Consider the following 16,490-nt stretch of genomic DNA (forward strand, 5'->3'; position numbering starts at 1 on the left):
GCCTCGGGATGCGCAGTGAAACCTCTACTCGCAGCCGACTCTGACCGGCTCCAGGTGGTGACCACGACCGGAATTCTGCGCGACCTCGCCCAAAACGTCGGAGGTAATTTCGTCGACGTCGTCTCGATCGTTCCCGACAACGCAGACCCGCATACCTACGAGCCCACACTGCGGGACGCACGCAACGTGGTGTACGCCGACGTCGCCTTCTCGAACTACGCGCTGCTCGAAGAGCAGTCGATCATCAAAACGCTCGACGCGAACGTGTCCGACGGAGCAATCTCGGTGTCGCTAGCCGAAGAGTCTGTCAAGTACGCCGCCGACATCATCGCGCTCGTCGAAGATGTCGCCCTCGACACCGTGTGGCTGGGGCTGCGCGCCCTCGGTGATGGCGCGCAGTACGGTGCGACACGCACCTCCGAGGTGGAGCTGTCGACTATCGCGGCAACAGGGCCCGGCGACGTGTACGCCTACCTCACGGGGAGCTTCGGAGACACGGACGTCTATTTCGACTCGTCCGATGGGTTCGATGCCAGCAACGGATACCGTGACGACACCACGACCCTGCCGGCGGATGCGCACTCCCACCTCTCGTGGGCGTTCACGGAGCCCGGGGTGTACACGTTGACCCTGCAGGCTCGCCTTCAGGTCGATGACACCTCCAAACCGGTGCCGCTCGATGTCGCCACCTATGTGTTCGCGGTCGGAGTCAACCCCGCGGTCGCTGCAGAAGAGGCAGGAATCTCAGATCCGATCGTGCTCGACGGTGGCCACGCCGATCTCACCGTCGACCTCGACGCCGGCGAACTGATCGTGCGGTACGACGCCGAAGGCAGCGGCGAGGATGCCCCGCGCACGCTCGCAGCCGACAGGGTCATCATCGACGTTCCCGCGAAGACGCTCGAACAGATCCCCGGTGGCTCGCAATATTCCTTTCTCGGCCATGCGGGCGACGAGGTCTATCAGCTCCCGCAGGCGGTGCTGGGCAAGCACGTGCACGGCGAGATCGATCCCCACCTTTGGCAAGACGTTCGAAACGCAATGGCGTACGTGAAGTTGATGCGCGACACCTTCATTGCGGCTGACCCGGCCCACGCTGCGGACTACGCTGCGAACGCCGCCGCCTATCTGGAGGAGCTCGAACGCACTGACGAGTACGTTCGTTCCACGATCGCCCAGATCCCCGCCGCGCACCGGTACCTGGTGACCACCCACGACGCGTTCGGATATCTCGCGCACGCGTACGAGATCACCGTCGCGGGCTTTGTCACCCCGAATCCTGCCAGCGAGCCGTCTCTGGCCGACCGTCGCAAACTCGCCGAGACGATCAGATCACTGGAGGTTCCGGCGGTCTTTCTCGAGCCGAACCTGGCGGCGCGTTCCTCGACTCTGACCGATGTCGCCAGCGAAGAAGGAGTCGAGGTCTGCGCGATCTACGGCGACACGTTCTCAGACACCGTGACCACCTACGTCGAGATGATGCGGTTCAACGCCGACAGTCTGCTCGAATGCCTTGGCTCCTAGCCGCACCACAGAAAGCCCCCATCGTGCACACATCCACCTTCGCGGCACCCACGCGCCGCACCCCCCTCGCCGCGCTCTCACTCCTTCTCGCGGCGTCTGTCGCGGTCGGCATTCCCACGAGCGCGCTCGCCGATACCTCCGAAGACCCGGCGCTTGACCAGACGATCGAACAGGGTCAAGAGATCGTTCACGGTGATCGCGTCCTGAGCTCCGGGCACGTCGATATGGGTCCGAGGTTCGACGACGGTGTCTGGACGCTGCTCATCCATGACGACGTCGCCCGCGCCGACGAAAGCGCGACAAGCGTGTGGCGCTACCCGTCCGAGACCGTGTTCCAGATCACGGATGCCGGGATCCTCACCGCGCCCGATGACCCGGCCTACGAGTTTCTCGGTGTCGATGCGGGCGAATCGGTGTGGGTATCGCCCCAGACGCAGAACCCGGACGTCGTGTGGATCGGCTGGAACACGCAAGATCCCGAGGTGATGGCCGCCATTGACCGCGGTGTCACGCTCACCCTCGACGGCGTCGAGGGGCCGGGAACCATGACGGTGTTCTTGCAGTCCGGCAGTTTCGGTGAACCTGACGTGCTGTGGGACTCACGAGTGGCCGAGCCGCAGCCGCTCTGGGTCGATGTCAACACCCACACGCACGCGAACTGGGCGTTCACCGAACCGGGGGTCTATCTGGTGGAGCTGACCGCCAGCGCTGACCTCGTCGACGGATCGACTGTGTCTGACACCCAGATCCTGCGTTTCGCGGTGGGGTCACAGACCGACACGGATGCCGCGCTCACCGCGACGTGGGCGGCATCCGATTCCACCGATGCGAGCACAGACGACACGGACGTCGACGCGGACACCGGCGAAGACGAGGCGGCAGGCGCATCCGACCCGGTCGTGCCGATTCTGATCACCGCAATCGCCGTCGTGGCGATCGGACTGGTCGTCGGCATCGTCGTCGTGCTCGTCCGAGGCTCCCGCACGAAGCGGGCCGCGCTGTCGTCGCGCGCGCCCGAACACCCCGGGGGTGAGGGCAAGTGAGCGCCGGTGCGGATCCCGCGCTCGATGTGCACGAGGTATCTGTCGATCTCGGTGGTCGCCGGGTGCTGAGCGATGTGTCTCTTTCGGTGACACGCGGTGAACTCGTTGCGCTCCTCGGCCCCAACGGCGCGGGAAAGACCACACTTCTGCGCGCCATCCTGGGAGTTCAGCCGATCGCGACCGGGCAGGTGCGCGTCGAGGGGCGCGCAACCAAGCCCGGGCGAACCGCGATCGGGTACGTGCCGCAGCGTCATGAGTTCGCATGGGACTTTCCGATCTCGGTCGCGCATGCGGTGGCCTCAGGTCTCACCGGTCGACTCGGGGTTCTTCGCTGGCCCGGCAGAAGCGAATGGGACGGCGTCGCCGAAGCCCTCGAGCGGGTACGGATGACCGACCTTGCCGACCGGCCCATCGGTCAGCTCTCCGGTGGCCAGCGTCAGCGAATCCTCGTCGCACGCGCGCTGGTGCTGCGCCCCGCACTGCTGCTGCTGGACGAACCGTTCACCGGGCTCGACATGCCCACTCAGGAACTCCTGTCGGAGTTGTTTGCTGCCCTCGCTCACGAGGGGCGGGCGGTTCTGATGACGACCCACGATCTGCTCGGAGCGATCGACGTCTCAGACCGGCTTGCCCTGCTGAACCGCACGGTCGTTGCAGCGGGACCGCCGCGAGAGCTGGTTGACAATCCTCAGCTGTGGGCACAGACCTTCGGCGTGGGCGAAAATTCGGCTCTGCTTCGCATGGTCAAGGCGGCCGCCGCATGAACCCCATTGACTTCATCATCGATCTCTTCAATCCCGATCTGGCCTTCCTTCCCAAGGCGCTCGCCGTCGCGATGATGTCATCGATCGTGTGCGGCGTCGTCGGGTCGTACGTCGTGCTTCGCGGAATGGCCTTCATCGGCGATGCTGTCGCCCACGCCGTGTTCCCCGGGCTCGCCATCGCATTCGTGGTCTCGGGAAACCTCATCGTGGGCGGAACGCTCGCGGGAGTGGCGACCGCCGTGCTGGTCGCGGTGTTCAGCCAGAATCGGCGACTGAAAGAGGACTCGGTCATCGGGATCTTCTTCGTCGCGGCGTTCGCGCTGGGGATCGTCGTGATCTCACAGGCGCCCGGTTACGCGGGATCCTTGCAGCAGTTCCTTTTCGGCTCGATCACCGGCATCCCCGACAGCGACGTTCTGGTCGTGGCCGGCATGGGCGTGGTCGTGCTGCTCGCCGTCTTCGTGCTGCACAAAGAGTTCGTCGCGGTAAGCCTTGACCGAGAGTCTGCTCGGGCCCTCGGTCTGCGGGTGTTCTGGCTCGATCTGGCGCTCTACGTACTGGTGACCCTGGCTGTTGTCATCAGCGTGCAGACGATCGGCAACATCCTGGTGCTCGCACTCCTCGTGACACCGGCGGCAATCGCACGCCTGCTCACCGACCGGCTGGGCATCATGATGCTCCTTGCCCCGCTGTTCGGCGCCGCCGCCGCGCTCGTGGGTCTGTACATCTCGTGGTCGTGGGACCTGCCAACCGGCGGCACCATCGTGCTCGTTCTCACGGCGGCGTTCGTGCTGGCGTGGTTGTTCTCTCCCCGTCAGGGGGTGCTCGCACGCATCACCCAGCGCCGACACGCGACGACAAATGCCGACCGTGTGCGCGCGACGCCAGCAGGAGTCCACGAATGAACAGCGCTGACCCTCACGACGGGAGCGCCTTCGACGAGCTCCTTGCCGAGGCTGCGGTCGAGCCGGATGCTCCTCGCCCGGCACGGACATCGCGATGGCTCTTGCCAACGATCACCGCCAGCTTTGCCGTGATCGGAGGTGTTGTTGTGATCGCCGGCATCGCACTGTTCCTGCATCCGACAGACACGGCCGTGTCCTCATCCCCGGGAGGGAGCGTCGCGGGATCCTCCACGGCTTCGCCAGCGGCAACGCCAGCGACGCAGCCGACGTCCACGCCGACTTTTGACATCCCGCCGACGGGGATCTCGACCCTCGCGGATGCCGGATGGGTAAGCGAGGTGGCTGCGGCGGGTCGGATCCCCGAACGCGCACTCGCGGCATACGCCGGTGCCGCCATCCTTCTGGCCGAGACGCGACCGACGTGCAACATCGGGTGGAACACCCTCGCAGCAATCGGGTTCGTCGAGACCGAACACGGGACGATGAATGGCGCGACTCTCAACGAGGACGGCACCGTGGCACCGGCAATCGTCGGCATCGCCTTGGACGGTAACGGCACGCTCGCCGTGCCGGACACCGATAACGGCACTGTAGACGGCGATGCCGTCTGGGACAGAGCCGTCGGCCCGATGCAGTTCACGCCAAGAACCTGGGCACTCGAGGGCATCGACGGAAACGGCGACGGCGTGATCGACATCAATCAGATCGACGACGCAGCGCTGTCGGCCGGAACCCACCTGTGCAATGTCGGCGGCAACCTCTCCGTCGCATCCAACTGGATCTCTGCGATCCACGCCTACAACCCCTCTGTCGAGTACAACAACCGCGTCGCAGAAGCCGCGAACTACTACGCCTCGCTCCCCTAAGCCCCAGCATTCCGCTCACCGATTCATAGGTCGCAGTCAGGCTGAGAGTTATGTGAGAATGATTATCGCTCTCTATTGGAAAGGTCCCTTGTGATCACTGCACCTGCGCCCGTGAAGCGTGTTGGCGCTGCGGTCGCGACTGTCGCGCTGGGTATCACCGCCCTGGTACTTCCCGCACAAGCCGCGACAGCCGCCGATGGCGCCGCCCCCGCCCCCACCGAATACCGCGTCCTCGCCGACATCCACACGGATGCCGTGTCCACCTTCCTGGATGACGGTCAGCTGACCCTTGCGACCAAGGCCGACGTCGACGAAGGCAATCACACCCGCTTCGAAGCCGAAGACGTGTGGTTCCACGTCAACAACGACGCCAAGATGTCCTGGCCCGCGGGCTACGAGTTCGTCGCAGCCGAGGGCGCCGACGTGTGGCTCGCACCCGAAGTGCAGAACTACGCCACCCTCTGGCCCGGATTCTCCACCGAATCGGTCCTCAGCGGAACCTTCGATGACAACCTGACCACCCTCACACTCGTCGACGTCACCGGCCCCGGAGACGTCGAGCTGTGGACCAGCGGCGTCTTCGGAGACCCCAACAGATTCTGGTCCAGCGACGAAGACCTCACAGAGCTCGTCCTCAACGCCAACCAGCACATGCACGCCAACTGGGCATTCACCGCAGCCGGCACCTACGAAATCACCGTCCGCGCCGACGCCACCATCGCCGGAACCCCCCAAACCGACACCGCCACCTACACCTTCATCATCGGCGACCTCCCCGAGCAGGTCTCCACGACCACAACAATGCACCTCGACGGCGCATCATCGGTTGTAGTCGGCGCTGCCGCAGAATTCCACGCGAGCGTCGAGCCATCCAGCGCCGAGGGCTACGTCGAGTTCCGCGAAGGCGAAACAGTCCTCGGCTACGAAGAAGTCGTCGACGGCGAAGCGGAATTCGAAACAGCTGCGCTCACCATCGGTACCCACACCGTCACCGCCCACTTCGTTCCCGAGACCAGCAACCTCTGGACGGCATCCGCCTCCTCTGCGGTCGACGTCACGGTCACCCAGGAATCAGGCGTCGAGTTCGCAATCGTGGGCGTCGAAGACTCCTACGCACCAGGGGACACACTCGACGCGACGCTCGTCGGTATGACCCTCGACCCTGACGCGACAGAGTACGGGCAGAAGTTCCGCTGGCGCCTGGTGCCCCCCGGCTGGGACGGCGACCTCTCGTACACGTCGATCCTCGTGAAGGCGAGCCTCGACGCGGACTACTCGCAGGTCGTGGACATGAGCCACGATGGATACGGCCTCATCGGCTATGTCCTGAACTGCACCTCCTCGAGTTCGACCTGTTCAAAGAACGAGATCGTGGCGCAGACACCGGTGGTCACGATCAACGTCGTACCCGAAGGAACCGCACCGACGATCTCCGTCGCTGAAGGGGACGCGGTTGCGATGTATCCGGGTGACAGCATCCGCTTCGAGGCAACAGGTCTCGACCTCGCTGACGGCGAATCGACCAACTGGGTCATCCGTCCGGTGGCCGAGTGGACCGCACCGGGGTCCGTTCTTGCGCCGGTCGCGACGGAAGATTCCCTCGAGCTGACACAGACGAGCTACGCGTCGTGCTCGTGCTCGGGTGACGCGGCAATCCAGATCCTCAACAGCGACGGCGTCGTGGTACGGCAGTCCGAGCCGGTGGCGTTCTCACAAGCGACGTTCGAGCTGATGACGAGTGGCCTGCAGGGACTGTACATGGCCGGAGCGACCGCGCACCTCTCAGGAGAGATCTACCCCGAGCGCGAATCAGACGCGGACTTCACCTACCAGTGGCTTTTCGCAACCAGCACCATCAACCTGCTGCTGGGGGATGTGGAGGTCTGGGGCGAGGGCACCGGCTCTGTTCCATCGATCGACCATGAAGTGGACATGGCTGACAACGAGGGTTACCTGATTCTCACGGCCAACAAGCCAGGTTTCAGCAACAACTCGGTCTACCTGGGGAGCCGCGTCGCAGAGAGCGAGCAGCTCCGGGTCTATGTCAGCGACGATCCCGATGCCCAGTTGTTCTTCTTCAATGACCTCTCGGCGCACTATCACACCGGCGACACTGTCGATCTGGAGTTGACCGTCGCTCCCGCTCCGGGCGACGACGACGTCATCACCTGGGAGTGGTTGTGGCCAGGCGGGGAGTGGGAGAGCTTCCCTGGCATCTCGGGCGAGAGCTACTCGCTGACGGCCGAGCAGGCGCTCGATGACGTACAGGTTCGAGCGACGATCGACTTCGCCGACACGGAACGAGAGTCCCTCGTTGCCGGGCCCGTCACGATCGAGGTCGATGATCACGGGGCCGCCGCGAAGCAGGTCCCGTCCATCGCGGGCGAGACGACTTACTACGAGGGCGAGCCTCTGGGGTTGTCGTTGAGCCTGCCCGAGAACGGCCAGACGATGCTGACCGACATTCTGTGGGAGAAGCAGGATGCCGGCTCTGAGGAGTGGGCCGTGATCGACGGTGAGACCTCGACGACGCTGTCGACGCAGACCGCTGTCGCCGACTCGGGGGCGTCCTATCGCGTTACGGTCTTGACCCCGACCGGCGCTGTCGCGTACGGGCCGTCCGAAGCGGTCACTATTCAGGTGATCGATGTCACCTCGATGTCCCTGATGGGCATTCAGAACTCCTACACTGCCGGCGACACGTTGAACGCGACTGTGGTGGGTCACACCCTCGGCGAGGGCGAGAGCTTCGAGTGGCGTTTGCGGTGGGCCGGTGACACCACGAGCACCGGATACACAACGACCACCGGTGTGACCGGCGGCGCGATCTCGCGTGTTCTTTCGGCAGCGGAAGGTGACTTCGAGATCGCGGTGCAGCTGAAATCAGGTTCCGAGACGCTCGCGACGACCCCGTGGGTCGCGTTGCACGTCGAGGACCTGGTTGAGACCCCGATCCTGTCTGTCACGGGCGCGAATCCGGGGTATGTCGGTGAGGACCTGTTCATGTCGATCCCCGAGGACTACGTCCTCGCGGACGGCGACACGGTGCGCATCGCCAGCAAGAGCTCGAAGGTTTGGTCATACTCGAGCAGCTGGTGGCTCGAGCAGTCCGACACGAGCTGGAAGTATGAGTCCGGCGAGGTAGATCGGGACTTCGTCGCGCAGGTCGTTCGAGACGGTGTGGTCATCGCACAGTCCGACGAGCCCGTCGCGGTCGTCGTCAACGAGCGCGAGCTGCTGCTGTCGGGTATGCAGACTGTGTACCGGGATGGGCAGACCGCGCACGTCGAGGCCGAGGTCTACCCGTACGACGAGAACTTGACAACGGCTATCTGGTACATCGGGTACAACGGCGGAGACTACATCCTGTCCGGCCCGGCCGTGGAAGGATCGACCGATCCGGCAAACCTCTACGGCGAGTTCCCCGCGACGCTGGACATCGACGGGTACACCCTCGCTCTCACCGTCCTGTACACCTTCCCCAGCGGGAAGAGAGTCACGGCCGCCAGCCTCAACGCGGGCATCGACGTGGTGCCGGCCGACACCGAAGGACAGCTGTTCTTCTTCAAGGCGCTCAGCGACCACTACCACCAGGGATCCGACATCAACCTTGAGCTGGCCGCCGACCCGGCCCTCGCGGACGGTGACACGGTCGCCTGGGAGTGGAAGTGGCCAGATGGCGACTGGACGACGCTCCCCGCCGCGGAAGGGCTGCAGCACACCCTGACCGCCGAGCAGGCACTCGACGGCGTCGAGGTCCGCGCGACACTCGACTTCGCGGGCACCGAACTCGACTCGATCGTCAGCGAACCCGTCACGATGGAAATCGACGACCATGGCGCATCTGCCCATCAAGTCCCGTCGATCGCCGGCGTGACGGCATACACGGAGGGTGAGCCGTTGGCATTGTCGATGAGCCTGCCCGACGGCGTCGACACGATGCTTGACACCATGAAGTGGGAGCAGCAGGCATCTGACGAGTCGGAGTTGTGGACCGCGATCGAGGGTGCGTCTTCGAGCATGCTGTCGTCCGTGGTGTCTGCCGCCGATGACGGCACGTCCTACCGGGTGTCGATCCTGACCCCTACGGGTGAGGTCGCATACGGTCCGTCTGAGCCGGTCACCATCTCGGTCGCTGCCGCTGAGGAAGACCCGGGAACGGGAACGGAGGAACCCGAGGGCTCCCCCGAGGACCGCACCGGCGACGACCTCGACGGCATCTCTGAGGGCGGCATCGTTCTCTCAGACACCGAGCTCGAGCCCGGAGACTCCGTAACGATCGAACTCGGCAGTGGACACGCTGACGAGTGGGTTGCGGCATGGATGTTCTCGACCCCGACCCTGCTCACCGGCGACTGGATCCTTGCCAGCAGCTCCGGCACGGTCTCGGTCATCGTCCCCGCCGACACTCCCGTCGGTGACCACCGCATCGCGGTGTTCGCCGCCGACGGCACCCTGATCGGCTGGGCCGCGGTCACAGTCACCGCCGATGGCGCAACCGTCACGGGACTGTCCGGCACAGGCGGGATCTTCTCACCCGAGTGGATCGCCCTCCCCACCGCCGCTGTCCTCGGCGGAGTGCTCCTCATCCTCCTGCGCCGCCACCACAGAGACGAGGCATGACCGAGCACGAGCGACAGTGACAATCGACTGGCCTGCATCCGGATGGGGGATGCAGGCCAGTTTCACGTGCGCTAAGCCTTGACGGCGTCGGGTACCTCGAGCCCGCGCCAGGTCGCCCAGAACCCCAGCGCAGCAGTCAGGGATCCGGCAGCCGCAAGCAGCTGCGCCGAGATGTAGGCGTCGTACTGACCGGCGGAGCTCGCCAGGCCCTGCACGACGGCAAGGACCCCGAACACGAGCCCGGCGATGAGGCCCGCTGCAGCGACGAGAGCAGCGACCCACACATAGACGACGCGAGCGCGGGACACGGGTGGCCCGGCGTACGCGCGCACCCGGCCCACCTTCAGGAGCCACAGCGAGGCCAGGCTGCCGAGGCAGAGCGCGAGCATGTCGGCTGCGAGCGTGTCGGAGAGGCGGTGCCAGTGGACGATGACCGTGAACGCGCCGATGAAGCCCGCCCAGGTCATGACGATGATCATGGCAAGGCCCCGCCAGCGGAAGGGCACCACGATGATCATCGCGACGATCAAGGTCATCGCGATGGTCGTGTGACCGCTCGGAAAGCTGTTGTGCCCTGAGTCGAACGCGGCCGCGGCAAGGTCGGGGCGCCACAGCACGAAACGCTTGAGCGCCTCCGACAGGAGCACTCCCACGACGATCACCCCCATGCCCGCAAACGCCGTGCGCACCTGCCGACGAGAGAGCCCGATCACTCCGACGATCAGTATGGCGATGGCGAGCGACCACGTTTGGATGAGATCGAGGTCGTCGTCGACATCCGTCGCTTCCCACGGCAGTACTTGGCCCGAACCGGCGATGGCGGCGTTCTCCCAGTCCTGGCCCCAGGGGGTGAGGACAGCCACGATGTAGACGACGATGAACCCGACGACACACCCGATCGCAAGGATGACCCATCGACGCGTGGCGGTGGCGAGCGTCGTGTCAGGCTCGGTGTCGCGTGATCCGGTGTGTTGTGGACTGCGCACGGCTAGCTGCCTCTCCAGACGGGGTGATGTCGTGAGAGTAGCGCTCCACCGAACGCACGAACGAGGCCGAAATCAAACGTTCACACGTCATGTCGTCCCGGTGGGCTGCACCTCCGGAAGCTGCAGCACATGCTCTGCAATCGCGCCGGGCGTTGTGAACCAGATCTCGTCCTGGTGCCGGTTGATGTGCTCCAAGACGCGATGCAGGATCCCGACTCGATGGGGCTGTCCCATCAGGAAGGTGTGGATCGATACCGCGTAGACCTGGGGGGCATGCTCCGACTCACGCAGTTGCTGATCGAACGCCGCGATCAGCATCGCTTCGAAGTCACGATCGGACATGCCCCGGTTGATCAGGGCCGGGATGTCGTTCATCTCCATCGACGGGTACGGAACAGCGAGAATCGGCCCGTTGTCGGTGCGGAAATACTGTGGCTGGTCATCGAACCACCAGTCGAGCATGTAGGAATAGCCCGTCTCGACCAGCAGCTCCGGCGTGTGTGCGCTCTGCGAGATGAACGGTCCCAACCACCCCTGGGGCCGCGTGCCCTCTTCTTGGAGCATCCGATCTCGCACCGCGACCAGGACCTCGCGCTCCTGTTCTGGTGTCATGTCCAGCTGTCGCTCCGAGTTCGTACGTCCATGGCCGACGAACTCGTCTCCCCGTTCGCGGAACGGTACGAGGATCTCCGGACACGCGTCATACACCGAGAGGTTCGCCAGCACGGCCAGCGGATTGTCCTGCTCCGCAAAGGCGTTGTGAATGCGCGTGATGCCCACCCGGTTCCCGTAGTCCCGATAGGCGAAGCCCCGGTGGAAGGGCGCAGCGGGCATGGTGGTGAAATCCGGTCCCGGGTTGCGGCCGAACTCGAACGCCTCGACGTTCAGCGCGAAATAGACGGCCAGCCGAGCACCGTTCGGCCACTCGTAGGTGGGCCGAGCGGTGATCTGCGAAAAGGGATAGCGGTCGTTCTTGGTGTCGAAAGTCAATTTCTCGCCCTCTCGGCGGTCGTGAATCTCATCGTGGGGAGGTTCTCGTCGGCTCTAGAGGCCCCGCCCTAGGGCGAGAAGTCGCGAGTCGTGCCAGACGAGAGGCTCGATGTCTGCATCGACGCGGCACTCCCCCACGCGCATCAGCACCATGAGGTGATCGCCGCCCTCCAGAACCTGGTCGATCGTGCACACCATCTGCGTCGGAGTGTCCGCCAACAGCAGCGCACCGGAGTCCACCCGCTCGAAGGACGCACCCGCGAACCGGTCACGGCTGCGGCTGGCGAGCTGCTTGGCCAGCCACGCGTGGTCGCGCGCGAGCACACTCACACCGATCGCATCGAGATCCTTGAGCTTCGGCCAGGTCGAGGACTGCTTGTCGAAGCACAGCAGCACGAGCGGTGGCTCCAGCGATACCGACACGAACGCGCTGACGGCGAGACCGACGGGTGCACCGTCGACCTCCGCCGCCACCGCCATCACACCGTGCGGATACAGCGTGAAGGCGCGCCGCAACGCCGCAGCGTCGGCAAGGTCGATGGCGACGGTCACCGCGCACCCGCCACGTGCTCTCCGTTGGCGGAAAGCACGACATCGACGTTGCCACGCAGCGCGTTCGAGTAGGGGCAGACCAGGTGCGCCTGGGCGACGAGGTCCTTGGCCGTCTCTGCATCGGTGACGCCGGGCAGAGTGACGGCGAGCTCGACCTCGATCCCGAAGGTGCCATCCTCGCGGGAGTGGAGCTCCACGGTCGAGTCGACCGAGGTCTGTCCGACGTCCACACGAGTGCGGCGGGCGACGGCGGCGAGGGCGCCCTCGAAGCAGGCGCCGTAGGCGATCGCGAACAGCTGCTCGGGGTTGGTCGCTCCCCCATCGCCCCCCATCGCCCCGGGACGCTTCAGGTCGAGATCGAGGATGCCGTCATCCGTGCGTCCGTGGCCGTTGCGGCCGCCTTTGACGTGGGCCTTCGCGGTGTACAGGTGTGCCATGAGTGGTTCCTTTCCGAGCGCGCCGGAGCGGCTCAACTGGTGCCGCCCGTCGTCGGCGGGCGGCGAATCGAGAGAGCGCGGCTCAGTCGTAGTACGGGTAGGGGGCGATGTCTGCGCGAGCGGTCACCCACTGTTGCTCGGTGAATGCATCGGCGTTGTAGCGGGCAGACCCCACCCGGCTGCCGTTGCCCGAGGCGCCGAAGCCGCCGAACGGCTGGATGACATCGTCCACGAGGGTCTGGTCGTTGATGTGGACGTTGCCGCTGCGTACCCGGTCGGCGAACGCGAGGCCGCGCGCCATGTCACCGGTCAGCACGCCGACCGAGAGCCCGTACTCGGTGCCGTTCACGAGGTCGACAGCCTCGTCGAGCGTGTCGAACGTGGTGATGGGGGCGACCGGTCCGAAGATCTCCAGGTCGTAGGCCGGCATCCCCGGGGTCACACCGCTGAGCACCGTCGGCTCGTAGAGCAGACCGTCGAACGCTGCGCCGGTGACGACGTGCGCACCCGCGTCGATGGTCGCCGACACGATCGAGTGGACACCGTCGCGCTGCCGGGCATCGATGATCGGGCCGATCATCGCGGCGGGATTCAGCGCCGGGTTCGCCACGACCAACGCCCGCGCCTTCTCGGCGAGACGGGCGGTGTAGGCCTCGGCGATCGAGGAGTGCACGAGGTGGCGGCTGGAGGCCATGCAGATCTGACCGGAGTGCATGAAGGAGCCGAACGCACCCGCACTTGTCGCCTTCTCGAGATCCACGTCGTCGAAGACGACAAGGGGCGAGTTGCCCCCCAGCTCGAGGTGCACGCGCTTCATCTTCTCGGCCGCAGCCATGGCGATGCGCTTTCCTGCCGCCGTCGACCCCGTGAAGGCGATGACCGGAACGGCGGGGTGATCGACGAGAGCCGCACCCAGTGCGCCGTCTCCGGGGAGCACGGCGAGTGCATCCTTGGGCAGGCCCGCCTGGAACAGGACCTCGGCGATCACCGATCCTCCTGTGATCGCCGTACGCGGGTCGGGCTTGACGATCACGGCGTTGCCGAGCGCGAGCGCGGGGGCGATGGAGCGCAGCGCCAGATAGAGCGGAGAGTTGAACGGTGCGATCACCCCGACAATGCCCACCGGCACACGGCGCGACATGCTCAAGCGTCCCGGCGCCGACGGGAAGAGGTCTCCGACCGGCTCGGTCGTCAGCGCGGCGGCCGTGCGCAGGGACTGTGCGCCGATCTGCAGCTGGAAGAAGGAGTATCCGACAGTGCAGCCGGCTTCCCGCACGTACCAGTCGGCGAGCTCGGGCGCATTCTGCTCGAGCAGGTCGGCGGCGCGCAGCAGCACGGCGGCGCGATCCGCCTGCGGTGTGGCCGCCCACGCCGTCTGACCGACGGTGAGCCTGTCGACGGCGGCATCGAGAGCGGCGGCGTCGGCGGTGGCGACGGTGCCGATCGACTCGCCGGTCAGGGCCTCTCGGATCTCGGCGGTTGCCGGTGCCGCCGCCGCGGTGCCGGCATAGAGCGTGGACGCGATCACGGACGGGTCAAGCAGTGTCATGCGTTCTCTCCCAGGGTCGTCGGTGCAGAAGCGGCTGCGGGCGCGGCCGCGGAGGTGGTGAGCGTGTCGCGGAGCATCTCGCCGCCGCGCCATCCGATGGCGAAGGACGTGAGCATCGTGTTGGCACGGGGGCTGACCGGCATGATCGACGCATCGATCACCGACACCCCGCTGACCCCGCGCAGCGCGAGGGTCTCGTCCACGACGGCGTCCTCATCGGTGCCCATGCGGCAGGTCCCGACGATGTGGCCGTAGGACTCCAGGCGCAGGATTGCCGCCTCGACCGGATCGTCGCAGCGCCACCACGGATCCTCAGGCTCGAGGAACACGCCGTCGGCGATCATGTCGTCGACATAGGCGATGGCATCGGCGAGGACCGTGGCGAACGCGGCACGGTCGGCGGGAGCGGTGAGATGGCGCAGCTTCACGACGGGTTCACCGGAGGCATCGATCTCGATGCTGCCGCGACTGACGGCACGCATCAGCCCGATGCCCACGAGCACGTCCCGCGGATCGGCATCCGGGATGTAGGGCTGCGCTTGGTGCGGGTAGAGGTGTACCTCGACGCGGTCGTCGGGCTCGACCTCGTACCGCAGCAGCGTGCCGTTGACCGGGCGCTGCCCGGCGGCCTCCGGGTCGGCGCCCGGCACCTGGAGTGTGAGCCAGGGGTGATCCTGGAGGTTCGTCCCGACCGCGGGGCGGTCGAGGACAAGGTCGATTCCCAGGCCCTCGAGCAGATCGGCAGATCCGATGCCGGAGCGCTGCAGAAGCGCCGGGGTCCCCACGGCGCCGGCGGCGAGCACGACGTGATCGGCTGCGAGGAGCTCCTCCCGCCCATCCCGCTGCACGACCACGCCCGCGCAGACGCCGTCTTCGATGCGCAGGGCGCGGACGACGGCATCCGCGACCAGGGTGACCCGCTCACGGACGCCCGGCATGAACGCGGCGTGCGCGCCCCATCGCCGCCCGTTCTCGATCATGTTGGTCGGCCAGTGCCCGACCCCGAGCGCGCCGGGCGCGTTCTGGTCCTCCACCCAGGCGTGCCCTCGGCCCTTCGCCCACGCCACGAACGTGTCGTCGATGGGAGAGAACGAGAGCCGACGGATCGGCAGCGCGCCCGTCGAGCCGTGTCCGGCACGGTCCCCGAAGTCCTCATCCGCCTCGATGGCGGCGAACGCCGGTTCCATGTCTGCCCACGTCCACCCGGGAACCTGCCACTGGTCGAAGTCCCACGGCTGCCCCCGCAGCGCGGCGGCCGCGTTGATGGAGGTGCAGCCGCCCGTGACCTTGCCGCGCAGCACGATCTGGCCAGTCTCGGCATCCACGTGGTCCCAGAACAGCTCGTCCGGGAGTGCGATGTCGTCCAGGATCCACCCCGGCAGCTCTGCGCCGGCGTCGGGCCCCGCCTCGATGATCGTCACATCCGCGTCATCGGCGATCCGATCGGCGACGACGAGTCCCGCCGTGCCGCCGCCGACGATGACCACGCGCGGTCGAGTCTTCAGAATGTCAGTGGTCATGCGAGGCTTTCTCCTCCGTCGAGCACGAGGACCTGACCCGTCGTCTGCGCGGCGTCAGGTGATGTCAGATACGAGATGGCACCGGCGACCGCGGATGCCGGAATCGGCTCCCCCAGCGGGATCGCGGTGAACTTGCGGGCGATGTAGGAGGGATCCGCGAGCACGTCTGCGGTCATCGGCGAGGGGACGACGGTCGGTGCGACGGCATTGACCCGGATGCGGTGCTCCGCCCACTCCAATGCCAGCAGCCGGGTGAGGTGACTGATGCCCGCCTTCGACACCGAGTAAGCGATCGAGTTCTTGGCCGCAAGAAACGCGTGAGTCGACGAGATCGACACGATGCCCGCGCGGGGGGACTCCGCCAGGGCCGCGAATGCCGCGCGCGACATCCGGTAGGCGCCGGTGAGGTTCACATCCAGGACGCGCTGCCACGTCTGGGTGTCGGTGCCGAGCGCGTTCTTGCGCACCATGATTCCAGCCGCGTTCACCAGCAGGTCCAGCCCACCGAGGACGGCGACCGCCTCACCGATCGCCGATGCACACGACGCGTCGTCCGTCACATCGAGGGCGATACCCGACACGGCTGCGGGCAACTCCGGGGCAACGAGGTCCGCGGCGACGACGCGTGCGCCGTCGTGCTGCAGCCGGGCGACGATCTCCCGGCCGACTCCCCCACCTGCGCCCGTCACCAGTGCCCGGATGCCGTCGAGGGGACGAGGGTGATCCGACAT

At 66.2% G+C, this 16,490-nt stretch carries 13 protein-coding genes; 6 read left to right on the top strand and 7 right to left on the bottom strand.

Annotated elements, in window-relative coordinates; translation table 11 throughout:
- Window positions 1–57 precede the first annotated feature (57 nt).
- From ABD206_RS05655 to ABD206_RS05680, 6 genes are all read left to right on the top strand, one after another.
- Window positions 58–1,524: an anchored repeat ABC transporter, substrate-binding protein gene (locus ABD206_RS05655; RefSeq protein WP_344070266.1), complete on the top strand. Its 1,467-nt coding sequence runs from the start codon at window positions 58–60 to the stop codon at window positions 1,522–1,524.
- 23 nt (window positions 1,525–1,547) lie between these two features.
- On the top strand, window positions 1,548–2,567 hold the full coding sequence (locus tag ABD206_RS05660; RefSeq protein ID WP_344070268.1) for a choice-of-anchor M domain-containing protein: 1,020 nt from the start codon (window positions 1,548–1,550) through the stop codon (window positions 2,565–2,567).
- Window positions 2,564–3,331 (top strand): anchored repeat-type ABC transporter ATP-binding subunit, encoded by a 768-nt coding sequence (locus tag ABD206_RS05665; protein WP_344070270.1) that lies wholly within the window; start codon window positions 2,564–2,566, stop codon window positions 3,329–3,331. Before ABD206_RS05660 ends, ABD206_RS05665 begins: the two co-directional genes overlap by 4 nt.
- Complete coding sequence (locus tag ABD206_RS05670) at window positions 3,328–4,236, top strand: anchored repeat-type ABC transporter permease subunit (RefSeq protein ID WP_344070272.1); 909 nt, start codon at window positions 3,328–3,330, stop codon at window positions 4,234–4,236. The genes ABD206_RS05665 and ABD206_RS05670 overlap by 4 nt, the downstream gene beginning before the upstream one ends.
- Window positions 4,233–5,102 (top strand): lytic transglycosylase domain-containing protein, encoded by an 870-nt coding sequence (locus ABD206_RS05675; RefSeq protein ID WP_344070274.1) that lies wholly within the window; start codon window positions 4,233–4,235, stop codon window positions 5,100–5,102. The genes ABD206_RS05670 and ABD206_RS05675 overlap by 4 nt, the downstream gene beginning before the upstream one ends.
- Window positions 5,103–5,192: 90 nt before the next feature.
- Complete coding sequence (locus ABD206_RS05680; RefSeq protein ID WP_344070276.1) at window positions 5,193–9,725, top strand: choice-of-anchor M domain-containing protein; 4,533 nt, start codon at window positions 5,193–5,195, stop codon at window positions 9,723–9,725.
- Between the two features lie 71 nt (window positions 9,726–9,796).
- Here the strand turns inward: ABD206_RS05680 and ABD206_RS05685 are convergent, their stop codons facing one another.
- The 7 genes from ABD206_RS05685 to ABD206_RS05715 all read right to left on the bottom strand — a co-directional run bounded on the left by ABD206_RS05685 (window position 9,797) and on the right by ABD206_RS05715 (window position 16,490).
- The gene (locus ABD206_RS05685; RefSeq protein WP_344070278.1) at window positions 9,797–10,711 is read right to left on the bottom strand and encodes a phosphatase PAP2 family protein; all 915 of its coding nucleotides are present in this window, start codon (window positions 10,709–10,711) and stop codon (window positions 9,797–9,799) included.
- 87 nt (window positions 10,712–10,798) lie between these two features.
- Window positions 10,799–11,701 carry a polysaccharide deacetylase family protein gene (locus tag ABD206_RS05690; RefSeq protein WP_344070280.1) on the bottom strand — a complete coding sequence of 301 codons (903 nt, stop codon included), beginning with the start codon at window positions 11,699–11,701 and terminating at the stop codon, window positions 10,799–10,801.
- A gap of 54 nt (window positions 11,702–11,755) precedes the next feature.
- Window positions 11,756–12,253 carry a flavin reductase family protein gene (locus ABD206_RS05695; RefSeq protein WP_344070282.1) on the bottom strand — a complete coding sequence of 166 codons (498 nt, stop codon included), beginning with the start codon at window positions 12,251–12,253 and terminating at the stop codon, window positions 11,756–11,758.
- Entirely contained in the window at window positions 12,250–12,690 is a 441-nt protein-coding gene (locus tag ABD206_RS05700; protein WP_344070284.1) for an organic hydroperoxide resistance protein, read from the bottom strand. Before ABD206_RS05700 ends, ABD206_RS05695 begins: the two co-directional genes overlap by 4 nt.
- Window positions 12,691–12,772: 82 nt before the next feature.
- Window positions 12,773–14,239, bottom strand: coding sequence for an aldehyde dehydrogenase family protein (locus tag ABD206_RS05705; RefSeq protein ID WP_344070286.1), 1,467 nt, complete (start codon window positions 14,237–14,239; stop codon window positions 12,773–12,775).
- Window positions 14,236–15,759: a GMC family oxidoreductase gene (locus tag ABD206_RS05710; protein ID WP_344070288.1), complete on the bottom strand. Its 1,524-nt coding sequence runs from the start codon at window positions 15,757–15,759 to the stop codon at window positions 14,236–14,238. Before ABD206_RS05710 ends, ABD206_RS05705 begins: the two co-directional genes overlap by 4 nt.
- Complete coding sequence (locus tag ABD206_RS05715; RefSeq protein ID WP_344070290.1) at window positions 15,756–16,490, bottom strand: SDR family NAD(P)-dependent oxidoreductase; 735 nt, start codon at window positions 16,488–16,490, stop codon at window positions 15,756–15,758. The genes ABD206_RS05710 and ABD206_RS05715 overlap by 4 nt, the downstream gene beginning before the upstream one ends.

Source organism: Microbacterium sediminicola (assembly GCF_039531125.1).
Classification (GTDB): Bacteria; Actinomycetota; Actinomycetes; order Actinomycetales; family Microbacteriaceae; genus Microbacterium; species Microbacterium sediminicola.